Source organism: Paenibacillus sp. TSA_86.1 (assembly GCF_052691815.1).
In genome coordinates this window covers 22,427-39,490 of record NZ_JBQZGE010000014.1, presented here as the reverse complement: position 1 = coordinate 39,490, position 17,064 = coordinate 22,427, and the positions used below count along the sequence as shown (strand labels likewise).

General features: G+C 48.6%; 12 protein-coding genes and 1 other annotated feature. All 12 genes read left to right on the top strand.

Features of this window, described 5'->3' with window-relative positions:
* Positions 1 to 318 precede the first annotated feature (318 nt).
* A complete protein-coding gene (hemA, locus tag ACUTVW_RS21470) occupies positions 319 to 1,704 on the top strand; it encodes a glutamyl-tRNA reductase (RefSeq protein WP_445647634.1) in 1,386 nt (461 codons plus the stop codon).
* A gap of 14 nt (positions 1,705 to 1,718) precedes the next feature.
* Entirely contained in the window at positions 1,719 to 2,546 is an 828-nt protein-coding gene (gene ccsA, locus ACUTVW_RS21465; RefSeq protein WP_445647725.1) for a cytochrome c biogenesis protein CcsA, read from the top strand.
* A gap of 5 nt (positions 2,547 to 2,551) precedes the next feature.
* Entirely contained in the window at positions 2,552 to 3,202 is a 651-nt protein-coding gene (locus ACUTVW_RS21460; RefSeq protein WP_445647633.1) for a precorrin-2 dehydrogenase/sirohydrochlorin ferrochelatase family protein, read from the top strand.
* 2 nt (positions 3,203 to 3,204) lie between these two features.
* Positions 3,205 to 4,158, top strand: a complete 954-nt coding sequence (gene hemC, locus ACUTVW_RS21455) for a hydroxymethylbilane synthase (RefSeq protein WP_445647632.1) — start codon at positions 3,205 to 3,207, stop codon at positions 4,156 to 4,158.
* 4 nt (positions 4,159 to 4,162) lie between these two features.
* Entirely contained in the window at positions 4,163 to 5,719 is a 1,557-nt protein-coding gene (cobA, locus tag ACUTVW_RS21450; protein WP_445647631.1) for a uroporphyrinogen-III C-methyltransferase, read from the top strand.
* A gap of 100 nt (positions 5,720 to 5,819) precedes the next feature.
* Positions 5,820 to 6,821 carry a porphobilinogen synthase gene (gene hemB / locus ACUTVW_RS21445; protein ID WP_445647630.1) on the top strand — a complete coding sequence of 334 codons (1,002 nt, stop codon included), beginning with the start codon at positions 5,820 to 5,822 and terminating at the stop codon, positions 6,819 to 6,821.
* Positions 6,822 to 6,843: 22 nt separating this feature from the next.
* Complete coding sequence (gene hemL, locus ACUTVW_RS21440; protein ID WP_445647629.1) at positions 6,844 to 8,148, top strand: glutamate-1-semialdehyde 2,1-aminomutase; 1,305 nt, start codon at positions 6,844 to 6,846, stop codon at positions 8,146 to 8,148.
* The gene (locus ACUTVW_RS21435) at positions 8,145 to 9,065 is read left to right on the top strand and encodes an RluA family pseudouridine synthase (RefSeq protein ID WP_445647628.1); all 921 of its coding nucleotides are present in this window, start codon (positions 8,145 to 8,147) and stop codon (positions 9,063 to 9,065) included. Before hemL ends, ACUTVW_RS21435 begins: the two co-directional genes overlap by 4 nt.
* A 258-nt stretch (positions 9,066 to 9,323) precedes the next feature.
* Entirely contained in the window at positions 9,324 to 10,883 is a 1,560-nt protein-coding gene (locus ACUTVW_RS21430; protein ID WP_445647627.1) for a LysM peptidoglycan-binding domain-containing protein, read from the top strand.
* Between the two features lie 164 nt (positions 10,884 to 11,047).
* Positions 11,048 to 11,328, top strand: a binding site (T-box leader).
* A gap of 59 nt (positions 11,329 to 11,387) precedes the next feature.
* Positions 11,388 to 14,051: a valine--tRNA ligase gene (locus tag ACUTVW_RS21425; RefSeq protein ID WP_445647626.1), complete on the top strand. Its 2,664-nt coding sequence runs from the start codon at positions 11,388 to 11,390 to the stop codon at positions 14,049 to 14,051.
* 88 nt (positions 14,052 to 14,139) lie between these two features.
* On the top strand, positions 14,140 to 15,516 hold the full coding sequence (locus tag ACUTVW_RS21420; RefSeq protein ID WP_445647724.1) for a bifunctional folylpolyglutamate synthase/dihydrofolate synthase: 1,377 nt from the start codon (positions 14,140 to 14,142) through the stop codon (positions 15,514 to 15,516).
* 56 nt (positions 15,517 to 15,572) lie between these two features.
* Complete coding sequence (gene murC, locus ACUTVW_RS21415) at positions 15,573 to 16,892, top strand: UDP-N-acetylmuramate--L-alanine ligase (RefSeq protein WP_445647723.1); 1,320 nt, start codon at positions 15,573 to 15,575, stop codon at positions 16,890 to 16,892.
* The last annotated feature ends 172 nt before the right edge of the window (positions 16,893 to 17,064 follow it).

Genomic DNA, 17,064 nt, shown 5'->3' with positions numbered 1-17,064 from the left:
TCATGTTTCCGCACCTAGATAGTCATGGAATGATTCCATGACTATTTGTTGTAAGCAGTCTTGAATTCGCCTTCGAATTTCCTGAACTTCTTCAATATTCATCATTCGTTTCATATAACGCATAACGGTGAACATTGGTGAGACACTACAATAAATGACAATGCATATGATAATCATCATGTGGATTTCATAAACATTTCATAAAAACGGGCGAGTGGTGGACGTGATGTGTGATATAATTAACTATGTCAATCATAATTGGATAGAGATATACAGTAAGCACTTTGATTGGAAATTTATTAGGCAGGTGAACTTGCAATGCACATCGTTGTTGTTGGTTTGAATTATCGCACGGCGCCTGTAGAGGTCAGAGAACGATTCACATTTGCAGAAAAGGACTTGTCTGAAGCGCTGCAGAAGCTCAAGCTGACCAAGAGTGTATTGGAAGGTGTAATCGTAGCCACTTGTAATCGTACGGAATTGTACGTTGTGGTCGACCGTCTTCACATGTGCGGTTATTTTATACGAACATTCATGGAGCAATGGTTTAACGTTCCACGGGAAGAATTTACGCAACACTTATATATATATGAGGATGATCAAGCCATGCGCCATCTGTTCCGGGTCATTTGCGGACTGGATTCAATGGTCATTGGAGAGACTCAGATTCTAGGCCAAGTGAAACAGGCTTTTTTCAAAGCGCAGGAAGAGAAAGCAACCGGCACCTGGTTTAACAAACTGTTCAAACAGGCAGTTACCCTCGGTAAACGGGCGCATTCGGAGACCTCAATCGGGGAGAGTGCCGTTTCTGTCAGCTATGCTGCGGTTGAACTCGGCAAGCGGATTTTTGGTATGTTCACAGATAAGAAGGTGCTTATTTTGGGTGCCGGCAAAATGAGTGAACTTACAGTTAAACACCTGTATGCCAATGGGGCATCTGAAGTTATTGTGGCCAATCGGACGCTCGCCAGAGCCGAGGAGCTTGCCAGCAAATTTCGGGGAACGCCATGTACGATGGAGCAGGCCCTGACCAGATTGGGTGAGGTTGATATCGTCATCAGTTCGACTGGGGCTGAACGTTATATTCTCGATGCAGGTATCGTTCGGGAAGGCATGAAGCGCCGGCAAGCACGTCCGCTGTTCCTCATTGATATTGCAGTACCACGCGATATTGATCCGGCTATTGGCGAAATCTCTAACGTATTCCTTTACGATATCGATGATCTGGAAGGCATTGTGGAGAGTAATCTGGAGATGCGTAAGGTGGAAGCGGCAAAGATTGAGAGAATGATTGAGCTGGAGATGGAAGATTATTACCAATGGCTCAGAACACTCGGTGTTCGTCCAGTCATTCGGGCATTGCAAGAGAAGGGCGTGTCTATTCACGAAGAAACGATGGATAGCCTGTTTAACAAACTGCCAGAGCTCGATGAGCATCAGCGTAAAGTCATTCGTCGATTGACTAAGAGTATTGTCAATCAAATGACGACCGATCCGATCAACCGGATCAAGGAAATGGCAGGTACGAAGCAAGGTGATGAAGCACTGCGCATGTTTACGCAGATTTTCGCGCTGGAGGATGCAGTGGATATGGCTGCAGAAAAAGTGAATCAGAGTGACGCAACAGCTCTGGGCAAACCAGCGGTTCACCTTAACGAAAACCGGCAAGAACCCGTGCCGGCTTATATTCCGGCAGGCGTATAAGGCAGGTGAGCAGCATGACCCTTGCTGAACAAGTCTATGAGGCTTTAATTTATATGTATGCCCTGAGCCTACTGTTCTATTTCTCGGACTGCATTCGACGCAATGCGGGGGCGAAGCGGACAGGCACAGGGTTTCTTGTTGTTGTTTGGGGATTGCAGGTAACCCATGTTATTCTGCGCATGTGGATCGAAGGTCACTTCCCTATTTATACTACCTTTGATTTTCTGTTTATTTTCTCGTTCAGCATCGTTCTGATGTCATTGATTATGACTCGGGTACAGCGCTCGGAGTTTGCTATCTTGTTGCTCAACATCGTTGGATTCTCGGTGACCGTACTGAACCGGTTATGGTTTACAGCAGGTGAAATCTCGCTGCACAATTGGCAGACAGTTCATGGTTTGCTGATTATGCACATTACGCTAGCCAACCTGGGCTTTGCGGCACTGACGGTTGCTTCCGTATTCGCTTTGTTGTATCTATTCCTTCATCACAAGTTGAAAAACAAAAAATGGAATGACACGGTGCGTCGTCTGCCCAGCCTGGAGGTTATCGGTAAATATATGGATGGCGCAACATTGATTGGCACGCCGCTTCTGGGAGTATCCGTTGTGCTGGCTGTGTTGTCCATCGTGGCGGAACGGCGCTGGCATCTATTGCTGGACTTGAAGGTCATTTCGACAGGTCTGGCGATTGCCATCTATGTCGGCTATTTTATCGTGAAGAGAAGAAAACAGTTTTCGATGATGGTCATGTCCAGATGGACATTGATTGGCTATGCGCTTGTCATCATCAGCTTTATATCCAATGCGTATTCGGCGTTTCATCGCTGGACGGGAGAGTGAAGGGTATGGAACACTACACGCCGATTTATGTGAATATTTCAGACAGATCCATACTTGTGATCGGCGGCGGGCGTGTCGCTGAGCGTAAGGTGAGGGGATTATTGCAGACGGAAGCCCGAATTACGGTGGTTAGCCCTCTGCTTACGCCTGCTCTCGAACAATTGCATCAGGAATCCCGAATCGATTGGATAGCCCGGTCCTACCGCAATGGAGATTTGCGGGGGGCCTTTCTCGTATATGCTGCAACGGATGATCAAAATGTGAATCTTGCTATAGTTCAAGAGGCTGAAGCGGCGGCCATACTGGTGAATGATGCGATATCATCTGGCAATAGCAGCTTTATTACGCCGAGTGTGGTCAGACGAGGGCGGTTAAGTATTGCTATCTCGACTGCCGGTGCAGGACCTGCGGCGGCGGCGGAGATTCGTGCTTTGCTTGAACAGCAGTTCGGAGATGAATACGAGACGTATCTTGATTTTTTACACCAGATGAGAATGGAGATCAAGTCCCGTGGACTGCCTCAAGCAGCCAGAAGAACATTGCTGCGGCGTCTGACGGAAATGGATATGCTGGATACGATACGTACGGGGAAGTTTGAGTGGTGGACCGAAGAAGAAATCGGGAACTGGATATCCCGTAATCAGGAGGAAATGTAGATATGCGTACAATTAAAGTGGGCAGCAGACAAAGTGCTCTGGCGTTAACCCAGACCGGGTATGTGATTCAAGATTTACGTGATATTTGTAAGCGGGAAGGTTTAGCTTTTGACTTTGAGGTACATAAGATCGTGACGAAGGGAGACCTCATTCTGGATGTCACCTTGTCCAAAGTGGGCGGCAAAGGATTGTTTGTCAAAGAAATTGAACAGGCGATGATGGATTGTACCATCGATATGGCTGTGCACAGTATGAAGGACATGCCCTCCGAGCTTCCCGAAGGGTTGGTTAATGGTGCAGTTCCCCGGCGGGCAGACCCTCGGGATGCACTCGTATCTCGCGGCGGCCTTACACTGGATCAATTGCCAGAGGGAGCAAGGGTTGGGACAAGCAGTCTGCGAAGATCAAGTCAGTTGAAGGCCTATCGCCCAGACCTGCAGCTGGAGTCTATCCGTGGCAATATCGACTCACGCCTGCGGAAGCTCGAAACCGAGGGACTGGACGCCATCATTTTGGCAGCAGCAGGTCTGTATCGGATGGGCTGGGAGGATCGGATTACGGAATATTTGACTGAGGAAGCTTGCCTTCCAGCTGTGGGTCAAGGGGCTCTTGGCATTGAGTGCCGTGAGGATGATACGGAGTTACTACATCTGCTGTCCCTCTATAACGATCCGGCGACAGCTTCGCCAGTCATGGCAGAGCGTCGTTTCTTGAGCGTGTTAAACGGAGGTTGTCAGGTACCGATTGGTGCACATGCGGTGTGGGTGCCGGAAGAAGCTGATTCCCTGAACAGTGAAAACAAGTTACAATTAACAGGTATGGTCGGTACGCCGGATGGCGGACTGATTTTGAAGGAAACGTTGAGCGGTAAAGATCCGGTTCGCCTGGGAGAAGAAGTGGCTTGGAGATTAATTGATCGCGGAGCTGAACAGATACTGGCAGAAGTTAGGGGATGAAGGCATGGCGGGGAAAGTCTTTTTGGTAGGTGCGGGTCCTGGAGACGCAAGACTGATTACGGTAAAAGGGTGGGAGAGCATCGGCAAGGCAGACGCCGTTGTTTATGATCGGCTCGCAAGTCCACGATTGCTGAAACTAATGAAACCCGGTGCAGTTAAAATTTATGTAGGGAAACGACCGGATCGACATACGATGAAACAGGAAGAGATTAACCAGCTCCTTGTGGACCTGGCTCTCGAAGGCAAAGTGGTTGTGCGTTTGAAAGGTGGAGATCCGACCATATTTGGACGGGTAGGGGAAGAAGCGGAATTGTTGCACAAAAACGGCATTCCGTTTGAGATTGTACCTGGTGTAACAGCAGCAATCAGCGTACCTGCGTATGCGGGTATTCCGGTGACACACCGGGATTATGCCTCTTCCATCTCCATCATTACCGGTCATGAAAGCCCGGACAAGCTGGATCGCAGCATTCAGTGGGATAAAGTAACGAATGCAACGGGCACACTGGTGTTTATGATGGGTGTCGCCAAGATTGGTTACATTAGCGAGCAGCTCATTCGTCATGGTCGTCCGTCTACTACACCTGTGGCGCTTGTGCGTTGGGGGACTCGGGCGGAACAGGATACGATCACGGGAACGCTGGAGGATATCGAAGCCAAAGTCATTGCGGCGAATTTTCAGCCACCCGCCGTTATCGTCGTTGGAGATGTGGTCAGACAGCGGGAGCAATTGAAATGGGCAGAGGTGCTGCCGCTGTTTGGCAAACGAATTCTGGTTACCCGTGCCCGTAGTCAGGCGAGTGAACTGGTGAACCGCATCGAAGAACTCGGCGGTGAACCCTATGAGTTCCCGGTCATTGAGACGGTTATGCCATCCAGCGAATCCTCCAAACAAAGTGTCAAAGATGCGCTGCATGCGTTAAATACATTTGATTGGGTCTTTTTCACAAGTGTCAATGGTGTAGAGTTTTTCTTCCGTCATCTGGAAAACGAAGGCAAGGACATTCGTTCGCTTCATCAGGCAAGAATTGCAGCAGTTGGACCCTCGACGGCAGAAGCACTGCGCAAGCACGGTATCGCGCCTGAAGTTGTCAAAGGGCCTTTTCAAGCGGAGGGCATGCTTGAAGCGTTCGAAAGTGAATTAGAGGCCAATCAAAAGGTGCTTATTCCACACGGGGATCTTGCACGGTCTTGGTTGCCGGAGCAGTTGAGAGCGCGAGGACTGCACGTTACGGAGGCCATCATCTATGACACGATTCTTGCAGGTGAGGATGACGATGAATTGCTTAAACTGCTTGAAGAGGGCGGTATCCATGCGGTTACCTTTACCAGTTCATCCACCGTGAAGAACTTCATGAAGATGTTGAAGCGTATGGGTCTGGAGGACCCACTAACATTGCTCAAGGGAGTGCAGATCGCGTGTATTGGACCGGTTACAGCCGAGACCGCAGAGGCTGCCGGACTTGAGGTTACTTTGATGGCTAAGGAAGCCACGATGACTAGCCTGATCGATGTTTTATGTGAATGGAAGCGAGCTGCCGCTAGTGTTGGTAGCCATTAGGCTGGACTAGCTGTGGTAGAACATATGAAGCGTGCTGAATTCGTGAAGAACCAGCGCGCTTCCCTTTTTAGAAAATGAAATTTAGGGAGGTATATAATAGATGGGTTTTCCAATCGTGCGTCATCGCCGTTTACGTCAATCGGCAGGTATTCGCAACATGGTGAGAGAGACACACTTGACTGTAGATGATTTCATTCAACCGATCTATGTCACATATGGCAACAATGTAAAGTCTGAGATCAAATCGATGCCAGGTGTATTCCGTTTCTCGCTGGATCGTCTACAGGAAGAAGTCAAAGAAATTGCTGAACTGGGCATTCCGGCAGTACTGTTGTTCGGAATTCCGGAAACGAAAGACAGTGTAGGTTCGTCCGGTTTTGCAGATGATGGTATTGTGCAGGAAGCGACGAGATTGATCAAGTCCTGGTATCCCGAACTGCTGGTCATTGCAGACACATGTCTATGTGAATTTACCGATCATGGCCACTGTGGCATGGTGCACACCACGGAGATTGATGGACACATCTGCGGCGATGTTCTGAATGACGAGTCCTTGGAATTGCTTGTGAAAACGGCGGTATCGCAAGCCAAGGCAGGCGCAGATATTATTGCACCTTCGAATATGATGGACGGTTTTGTGCAAGCGATTCGTGCAGGATTAGATGAAAATGGATTCAACCATATTCCAATCATGTCGTATTCTGTTAAATACGCTTCGGCTTTCTACGGACCATTCCGTGAAGCAGCAGATTCCACACCGCAATTTGGGGATCGAAAATCGTATCAGATGGATCCGGCGAATGCCCGGGAAGCACTGCGTGAAGCTGAAACCGACGTGTTAGAGGGAGCGGACATATTGATGGTTAAACCATCTCTGTCCTATCTGGATATTATGCGTACCATTAAGGATCAGTTTGATCTTCCGCTCGTTGCTTACAATGTAAGCGGAGAATACGCGATGGTGAAGGCGGCCGCAATTCAGGGATGGATTGATGAGAAAAAGGTGGCCATGGAAATCTTGCTTAGCATGAAACGTGCAGGGGCAGATATGATTATTACCTATTATGCCAAAGATGCATCCCGGTGGCTGGCTGAAAAGTAAATGTATATTAAGGAGGATATTTATGACTGTACAACAAGGCAATCGCCGCAATGATGAGCGCTCACGCAGCGCATTTGAGGAAGCCAAGCAGTACATACCTGGTGGAGTAAACAGTCCGGTCCGGGCGTTCAAATCCGTGGGACTCACGCCGGTCTATGTCGAGCGCGGGGAAGGCTCCAAAATCTATGATATTGATGGCAATGTGTTTATCGATTACGTAGGTTCATGGGGACCGCTCATTATGGGACATGCTCATCCTGAAGTTGTGGAGGCACTTCGCGAGACAGCTCTTAAAGGTACAAGCTTTGGTGCACCAACTCTGCTTGAGACAGAAATGGCAAAGCTTGTGTGTGAGCGTGTACCTTCCATCGATATCGTGCGTATGGTCAATTCCGGTACGGAAGCCACGATGAGTGCCATACGATTGGCTCGCGGGGCCACTGGACGCAGTAAAATTTTGAAATTTGAGGGTTCCTATCATGGACATGCAGACAGCTTGCTTATCAAAGCTGGATCGGGAGTAGCTACGTTGGGATTGCCGGATAGCCCGGGAGTGCCTGAAGGGGTGGCTTTGAATACCATCACGGTTCCTTACAATGATTTGCAGTCTGTGCGGTTGGCCTTTGAAAAATTCGGAGAAGAGATCGCGGCTGTGATCGTGGAGCCGGTTGCTGGCAATATGGGGGTAGTACCTCCGGCTACAGGTTTTCTGGAGGGGCTGCGCAGTGTGACTACGGAGTATGGAAGCCTGTTGATCTTTGACGAGGTTATGACCGGTTTCCGTGTAGGACTTAACTGTGCACAAGGCCGTTTCGGCGTTACACCGGATTTGACGTGTCTGGGTAAAGTCATCGGTGGTGGTCTTCCTGTAGGAGCATATGGCGGTCGCCGGGATTTGATGGAACAGATTGCGCCGACAGGGCCAATCTATCAGGCGGGTACATTAAGTGGTAATCCGCTGGCTATGGCGGCAGGGTACACGACACTGAAACTTTTGACACCGGAAGTATATGATCGTCTGGAGATGTTGTCTGCGCGTTTGCAGGCAGGATTCGAGAAAAATGCAGCAGAAGCAGGCGTTGCGGTAACGATTAACCGTGTCGGTTCAATGGTATGCCCGTTCTTCAGTGCTGTTCCAGTAACGAACTATGATATTGCAAAGGAAAGCAATCTGGATCAGTTCCGCCGTTATTTTGCAGCGATGATTGATCAAGGAGTAAGCGTGGCGCCCTCCCAGTATGAAGGGATGTTTGTGTCTGGTGTGCATACGGAGCGGGATATCGAAGATACCATCGAGGCGAACCGTAAGGCTTTGCAATCGTTATGAGTATAAAAAGCTGGAAACGTCGCGGTCAATGGCTTGAGCTGATGCCAGGCAAGGCGGTAACCGGAAAAGAGGACAGGCAAACTGCCGCTGAACAATGGCTCCTGTCTGAACTTGAGTTCCCGGAAAAGCTACTGCGTCAGCTCAAGGCAACCCAGGGAGTACAGCTAGCAGGGGACCGGCTTCGGCTGGCCCTTTTTGCTGTGCAGCCGTTAGATGTGGAGCCGCGCTGGGCTGATCTGGATGTGTTGTACGAAGATGATTTCTGTCTGGTTGTACACAAACCGGCGGGGATGAAGCTTCATGCCGATGGAAGCCGCGAAGATCAGGCTATTACGCTGGATCATGCAGTAGCTTCGTATTATGAGATGAATGGAATCGAAGCCCGTGTGCGTCATGTTCATCGTCTGGATGAAGATACAACTGGCCCTGTATTATATGCCAAAAATGCATTTGCGCTTGCCAAATTGGACGAAGCGATGCGGCGCAAAGCGATTGATCGCCAGTATGTTGCCATTGCAGATGGCCAAGTTTCCAGCGATCTGCGCAAGATTGATGCCCCGATTGGCAAGGACAGGCACCATAAGCAGCGCAGACGTGTCTCTGAAGGAGGGCAAGACGCGGTTACTCATGTCGACATCGTACATGTATGGGACAGGGCAACACTCGTACGTTTGAAGCTTGAAACCGGGCGTACACATCAGATTCGTGTGCACCTCAGTTATGCCGGTCATCCACTTCTAGGTGACAAACTTTATGGAGGACGTGCAGACATCATTGGCAGACAGGCATTGCATGGCGAAGTGCTGAGCTTTAAACACCCTTTAACCGGAGTCTTCATTGAAGTGCAGGACCCTTGGCCGGCGGATTTTGAACAATTGGTAGCAAGGGAGAGTAATAGCGTAGGAGGACAGACCTGATTTAGCAGGTCTGTTTTTTGTTTTTGGTTTCCTAAGGTGCTTAAAAAGTGTTGTGACTATATAAGATAGCTATTTTTTACACGTTAACGGAGTGGATTGTGTAAACTCTTAGTTCAACATATACAGAACGGGCTTTTTCACAAAAGGTGGCATGCCCATCCCATTTAAGGCATATAGATGGGTAACGAAGGATTGGACCATGGATCAGTCCCATGAGAAGGATCATGGTGAACATATGCCGAAAGGAGGACGCCACCTTTGTTGAATCAACCTTATGGTTTGCGGTTCGATATTTACGAGCGCGTTCATTTGTCTGAGGGAGTGCCGGCCATAGAGGAACTGGAGGAAATCGAACTATATCCGCGCATTCAGGTGATTGGACAGGACGACCATGCTACCTTGAGGGGGCATCTGCTGCTTACAGGAACGTACCGGGGAGAAAGCGAAGATTCGGAGGAGTTAAAACATTTTATTCCTGTCGAAATTACCGTGCCATTGAACCGGGTGAGATCCATTGATGATATTTCGATTGAAATTGAAAATTTCGATGTAGATCTGTTATCCAGCCGGAGTCTGAATATCACAGGTGTATTATCTCTGCGAGGCATTGAAGGTTTCCCGGCAGAAGAACCGCAGGTATGGTCGGCAGATGAATTCACGGTTGTTCATTCGCCTGAAGCTCAGTCGGATAACAGGGAGAGTGAATTGCATCAGACCGAGCCGTTCGAGCTGTCGGAACAAGCCGGGCTGCGCAATGAAGAGAACGAACTGGCAAATGCAGCCGAGCTTGCTGCGTATGGTTCTCCAGAATTAGCTGATTTATCTCCAAGGGGTGAGCAAGAATCGGGGGTTGAAGAGCTCTCGCAAACTTACTGGAACCAGGCATCAGCCGAGCCGTTAGCATCTGATGTTATCTCAACGGATGAAGCTGATGAAAACAGATTGCCTGATTCAGGTTCAGGTGAGGAGTTTTTAACATCACAAGCATCGAATGGAATAGATGAAGCACCTTCACCAATCTCGTCATTCATGGCTGAGACGGCTGACAGGTTGGCTTCGTATCCTGAATCCGAGCCACTGCTTCCGATAGAGGATGAAGCCTCGGCATGGCCTGAACCTTCAGTAGATAGCGTATCCAAGAATCCGGGATCATGGAGTTCAGACGCTTCGGTGCAGGAGCGTTCTGAAGCAGCATGGAAGCCACTTGAGGAAAATGCGCCTGAGGTATGGCACTTTGAAGAATCGCGGTCAGGTGGCCCGCAAGGAGAACAGCTGCTTTCTAATGCTTCCACCCAGACGCAGACTGAGAATTGGCAAGAGGTATTTGCAACATCTGAATCGGCTCAGTCAGAAGAGGGGCGTTCTTCGCTGGAAACTGCGGAGGAAGGTATCTTTCTTCCGAGTGAGGGGGCTATTCCTGAAGCGTTAGCCGAGGCGGAAGACAAGCCGGAGCTTAAGGTTGCTTTTGGCAGTAAGAAAGAATCATCACGAAGAGAAGAAGAGGGCGTGGGCATTTCTTCTCTCTTATCATCCGGCCGTGCCGTCCGTGAAGTTGAGGGCGAACGCAGCGAGGACATTCCCGCTGGGATTGTTACAGAAGAGGATAGCCATGGAGAAGATGTGGAATGGAAAAACCTGTTTCTGGGTACGATTGTAGATCAGACGCCTTTCCGCAAAGTCAAACTGTGCATTGTTCAACGTGAAGAAACACTTGATGCTATTGCAGACAGGTACCAGCTGAGCACCAGAGAACTTCAGTTATATAATCGATTGACCGAACAGGTTGTTGAAGAAGGACAAATTCTATATATTCCTTAGTCAAACTTACTAAGGTAATCCTAGTTTAAACTACCCGTAATCCTTTGCCAGGATTACGGGTTTTACTTGTTTTTTAACATTACAGTTGTCCGATAGCCTGGTTCCGCTACTGCCAGGTTGACTATCACGCACGAGCAAGGTATGATGTGTTTAGGTTTTTTTGAATAATGACGTGGATCGGGAGTAGTAGACAGTATGACCTTTCAGAGAGTGGAATTGATACGCTGTGAGATTCCGCAGGAACCAACTGATCGAAGTCGCCCGGGAGTTGCCTGTTTGAGCACTGGAGGTGGATGTTTTACATTCATTAACTTCAGAGGTAGGATGGGCCGGTCGCAGCCGTTATCTGCTTGAAGTGTCACGCAAGATCCGGAGGATATATGGTTATCCTGCTGTCAGCGTGAAACAAAGGTGGTACCGCGAAAGCTAACCTTTCGTCCTTTGATGGATGAAAGGTTTTTTGGTTTTTTTAGCGATGATGATGAAGTAACGGAGGAATGACACATGTCTGAACAAAAAAAAGCAACAACAGAAATGCCGACTACTTACGATCCGAAGGCTGCAGAGGACAAATGGTACTCCACCTGGACGGAGCGCGGATATTTCCAAGCAGGTATGCGCAAGGATGCTGAGCCGTACACTATTGTAATTCCACCGCCAAACGTAACAGGGATGCTTCATATCGGGCATGCGCTGGACTTCACACTGCAGGATATCCTTATTCGTACGAAACGGATGCAGGGATACGATGCGCTGTGGTTGCCAGGCTCTGACCATGCAGGGATTGCGACCCAAACGAAGGTAGAACAGAAGCTGCGTGAAGAGGGATTGACGCGGTACGATCTGGGACGTGAGAAGTTTCTGGAGAAAGTATGGGACTGGAAAGATCAGTATGCTACGACCATTCGTCAGCAATGGGGTAAAATGGGGTTATCGCTGGATTATTCGCGTGAACGTTTTACACTGGATGAAGGTCTGTCCAAAGCGGTCCGTAAAGTGTTTGTACAACTGTATGAAAAAGGTCTCATTTACAGAGGTAAACGCATTATCAACTGGGATCCGGTAAATCGTACGGCGCTCTCAGACATTGAGGTTGAATATAAAGAAGTTCAGGGACATCTCTACCACCTGCGTTATCCGCTCAAAGACGGCAGTGGTCACATTACCGTAGCAACGACACGTCCGGAAACCATGCTTGGTGATACCGCTGTTGCCGTTCATCCTAAGGATGAGCGTTATGCTGACATGATCGGCAAAACCCTTGTACTGCCAATCATTGGACGTGAAATTCCGGTCATCGCAGATGATTACGTAGACAAAGAGTTTGGCAGTGGCGCGGTGAAGATTACTCCAGCACATGATCCGAATGACTTTGAAGTAGGTCTTCGTCATGATCTCCCACAGATTACAGTGATGGATGAGACTGGAACGATGAATGCTGAAGCCGGCAAATATCAGGGACTGGATCGCAGTGATTGCCGCAAACAAATTGTGGCTGATCTGAAAGAACTGGGTGTTTTAATTAACATTGAAGACCATATGCATCAAGTTGGGCATAGTGAGCGTACAGGAGCGGTAGTTGAGCCCTATCTGTCCACACAATGGTTTGTTGAGATGAAACCTCTCGCAGAGAGAGCGATTCAGAAACAAAAAAGTGGAGACGGTGTAAACTTTGTACCCGAACGTTTTGAAAAAACGTATTTGAACTGGATCGAAAATGTTCGTGACTGGTGTATTTCGCGTCAGCTTTGGTGGGGACATCGTATTCCTGCCTGGTATGATGAAGAGACAGGTGAGATTATTGTCACTGCTGAAGACCCAACCACGATGCCTGAATATGCAGGACGTAAGCTGAGACAGGATGAAGATGTCCTGGATACTTGGTTCAGCTCTGCGCTCTGGCCTTTCTCCACACTGGGATGGCCGGAAGAAACGGAAGATTTGCAGCGTTATTATCCAACGAATGTGCTTGTAACCGGATATGACATCATTTATTTCTGGGTGTCCCGCATGATCTTTACGGCACTGGAATTCACCGATGAAATTCCGTTTAAGGATGTGTTGATGCACGGTCTTGTACGTGACGCAGATGGACGTAAAATGTCCAAATCTCTGGGTAACGGTGTAGACCCGCTGGATGTTATCGAGAAGTATGGTGCAGATGCAATGCGTTACATGATCTCGACCAGCAGTACGCCGGGCCAGGATTTGCGTTTCCGCTGGGAGCGGGTGGAACAGGCCCGTAACTTTGCCAACAAAATCTGGAACGCTTCCCGCTTCGCATTGATGAATCTGGAAGGGTTCACTTACGAGGAACGTGACATCAGCGGTGAGCTCGGAACAGCGGATTATTGGATTTTGCACCGCCTGAACGAAACTTCCCGTGATATTACGCGTCTAATCGATGCGTATGAGTTTGGGGAAACAGGCCGCGTATTGTACAACTTCATTTGGGATGATCTGTGTGACTGGTATATCGAATTCGCCAAGCTGTCATTCTACGGAGAAGATCCGGTTGCGAAGAAGAAAACACAATCAGTGCTGGCTTACGTGCTGGATCAGACTATGCGCCTGATTCATCCGTTCATGCCTTATATCTCGGAAGAGATCTGGCAACATCTGCCTCATGATGGAGAGACGATTACCCTCGCTTCCTGGCCGGTATACGACCCTGCGTTGGAGAATCCGGAAGCCGTTGCCGAGATGAACTTGCTGATGGATACCATTCGCGCTGTTCGGAACATTCGTGCCGAAGTGAATGTGCCTATGAGCAAAAAAATCGAATTATTGGTAAAAGCGAATAGTGATGAAACATCCAGCATTATTGAGCGCAACAGTCATTACATCAAACGCTTCTGTAACACTTCCGAATTCGAGAGTGGATTGAATCTGAATTCACCAGACAAAGCGATGACAGCGATCATCACGGGAGCAGAGTTATATTTGCCCCTAGCAGGCCTGATTGATATTGAGCAGGAAGTGGCTCGTCTGGAGAAAGAACTTCAGAACCTCGAAGGCGAAGTGCTCCGCGTGGAGAAAAAACTGACGAATCAAGGTTTCGTAGCAAAAGCTCCGGCTAAAGTCATCGAGGAAGAACGTGCCAAACAAGCGGATTATTCCGATAAACGGGATAAAGTCATTGCACGGATCAAAGAGCTGAAAGCTTAATATGGAAAAGAGTCGGATGGAATGCTCGCAGCACCGTCCGGCTGCTTTTTTCAATCTTCAATCAAACAGAGAACCGAAGGTGAATCAGATGACGGAATTAAACGGGACAGATACAGCAACTCCTTTACAAACGTATGGCGAGGCCGTGGATTGGATCAATGGCCTTATTCCTTTTGGTATCAGGCCTGGGCTGGAACGAATCGAGAGCCTGATGTCGCAACTTGGCAATCCGCACCAACGGCTCAAATTCATTCATGTCGCGGGAACGAACGGTAAAGGTTCGACTTGCGCTTTTTTGACGTCTGTTCTGCTTCAAGCGGGGTATGATGTCGGAACGTATACATCACCTTATATCACCAAGTTTACAAATCGTTTTCAATATAACGGTGAAGACATCCCGGAAGAAACATTGTTAAAACTGTCGAATCGCTTGCGTCCATTCGTGATGGAGATGGCGTCTACACCGCTGGGTTCACCGACGATGTTTGAAGTATCCACGGCTCTGGCACTGCTTTATTATGCGGAAGAGTGTTACCCGGATATTGTAGTATGGGAGACAGGGCTAGGGGGAAGGATGGACGTAACGAATATTGTTACTCCCGTTGTGTCTGTCATCACCAATATCGGTATGGATCATACGGATGTGCTTGGAGATACGATTGAGCAGATTGCGCGGGAAAAGGCAGGTATCATTAAGCCGGGGGTACCCGTTGTGACCTGTGCGTTACAGCCTGAAGCCGTAAACGTCATTCAGGAGCGAGCGAAGCAGCTAAGATCAACGGTGTATTTGGCTGGCGATCAATTTTCCTACCGCAGACTGGATAGCATTAAGGAGGGGCAAAGTCTCCATTTTTCTGGCCCATTCCGTGATTTGAACATTCACATCCGTATGCAAGGTGTATATCAATGTGATAATGCTGCTGCTGCATTCATGTCTCTTGAATTACTAAGACAATATATGGCATTTATGCTGGATGAAGACGATATTAAACTTGGTTTTGAGCATGCCTTCTGGGCGGGAAGATTTGAGAAAGTTAGCGACAATCCTTTGATTGTACTCGATGGAGCTCACAATCCCGAAGGGGCAGAGTCGCTTGCCAAGAGCATTATCGATGGTTATCCCCAAAAAAAGTTAATTTTGATGATGGGTATGCTGGCGAATAAGCATCACGAAGCGTATTTGCAGCATATACTGCCACTAGTGGATACGCTGATCCTGACCGAACCAGATTTCCGCCGTAGAATGGCTGCAACCGAATTGTTGCAGATTGTCGATCGGGTACGCCCCGCCATTGCGAAGCAGGAACTGGATATCATCGTCGAGCCTGATTGGGCAAAGGCACTTGATCTATTGAAGTCACGGACGGAAGCGGAGGAGCTGGGGGTGGTTTCCGGCACGCTTTATCTGATTGCGGACGTGCGGGCAGCCCTTTTGCATCAAACCGATTCTGAAAAAGGTTGGTGAAAGTTTTGTTAAATACATCGGAACACGTTCATTTTATAGGGATTGGCGGTTATGGCATGAGTGCCATCGCCCGGGTTATGCTGGAGATGGGATACACCGTTACCGGATCGGATGTCGCTTCACAGGAATTGACGGAGAAGTTGGCAGCCAAAGGGGCGAAAATATATATTGGACATACCGCAGAGCATGTGAACGGAGCGGACCTGGTGGTCTACTCTACAGCAGCTCCTGCGGATAATGTGGAACGTGTGGCTGCTGAGCAGCTAAACATACCTATTCTTCATCGTGCGCAGATGTTAGCACGTTTGTTAAACGAACGGAAAGGCGTAGCCGTTGCAGGGGCGCACGGCAAAACGACGACTTCTTCGATGATTGCACTGGTCATGGAGCAATGTGAGACAGATCCGACCTATATTATTGGCGGAGAAATCATGAATTTGGGTACAAACGCGAAAGCGGGTCAAGGCGAGTGGGTTGTCGCGGAAGCGGACGAGAGCGACGGCTCCTTTTTGCAATATCATCCTTGGCTCGGCATCGTAACGAACATCGAAGCTGACCATCTGGAAAATTACAATAGTGACTTCGAGGAACTCAAGAAAGCCTATGTGCAGTTCCTCAGTCAGATTCGTCCAGAAGGCACAGCCATCGTATGTGCTGATGACGAAAATGTGCAGGCTATCCTGCCGCACCTTAAGTCTCGCATTACAACTTATGGCATTGACCAGGCTGCTGATTACACAGCTACCGATATCGTACTTGGGGATCGCCGCATTTCCTTCACGATGAATCATCAGGGTGCTGCCATGGGGGCCGTTGAATTGTCGGTACCAGGCAAGCACAATGTGTATAATGCGATGGCTACAGTTATAACATGTCTAGAGGCGGGTATTCCGTTTGAGAAAATTACAGCGGCCATCGTGCAGTTCCATGGGGCCAAGCGAAGGTTCCAAGTGCTCGGTGAAGCACATGACATGCTGATTATTGACGACTATGCTCACCATCCTACGGAAATAGAAGCTACGATCAGTGCGGCAAAAGCGACAGGAAAACGGATTATTGCCGTATTCCAGCCGCAGCGTTATACACGTACATTTTTCCTGCTGGATGCGTTCAGCCGGGCTTTTGCCGAGGCAGATGAGGTACTGATTACCGATATCTACTCTCCGGCTGGCGAAAAGCAGATTGAAGGTGTGCACTCGGCTAGACTGGTTGAACTGATCGTACAGAACAGTAATGCAACAGCAAGATATCTACCTACCAAAGAGGAAGTTGTGGCTGATCTGCAGCCGCGGCTTCAGCCAGGAGATCTTGTGCTTACGATGGGTGCTGGGGATATTTGGAAAGTGGGCGACATACTCGCCAAAGGCTTGAAATAACAGAGGTATAAGTTAAAAGGTGAATACTTCAAACGTCTGTCTTCTTCGTGAAGCCAGGCGTTTTTGGTATGTGCATTGATAACGGGGTACATGCAGGATGATTCTTTTTACCGATTCATGGAATATTGTCTTTATTTACAGCATATAGCTGATATAAATGGGACAAAGGAGA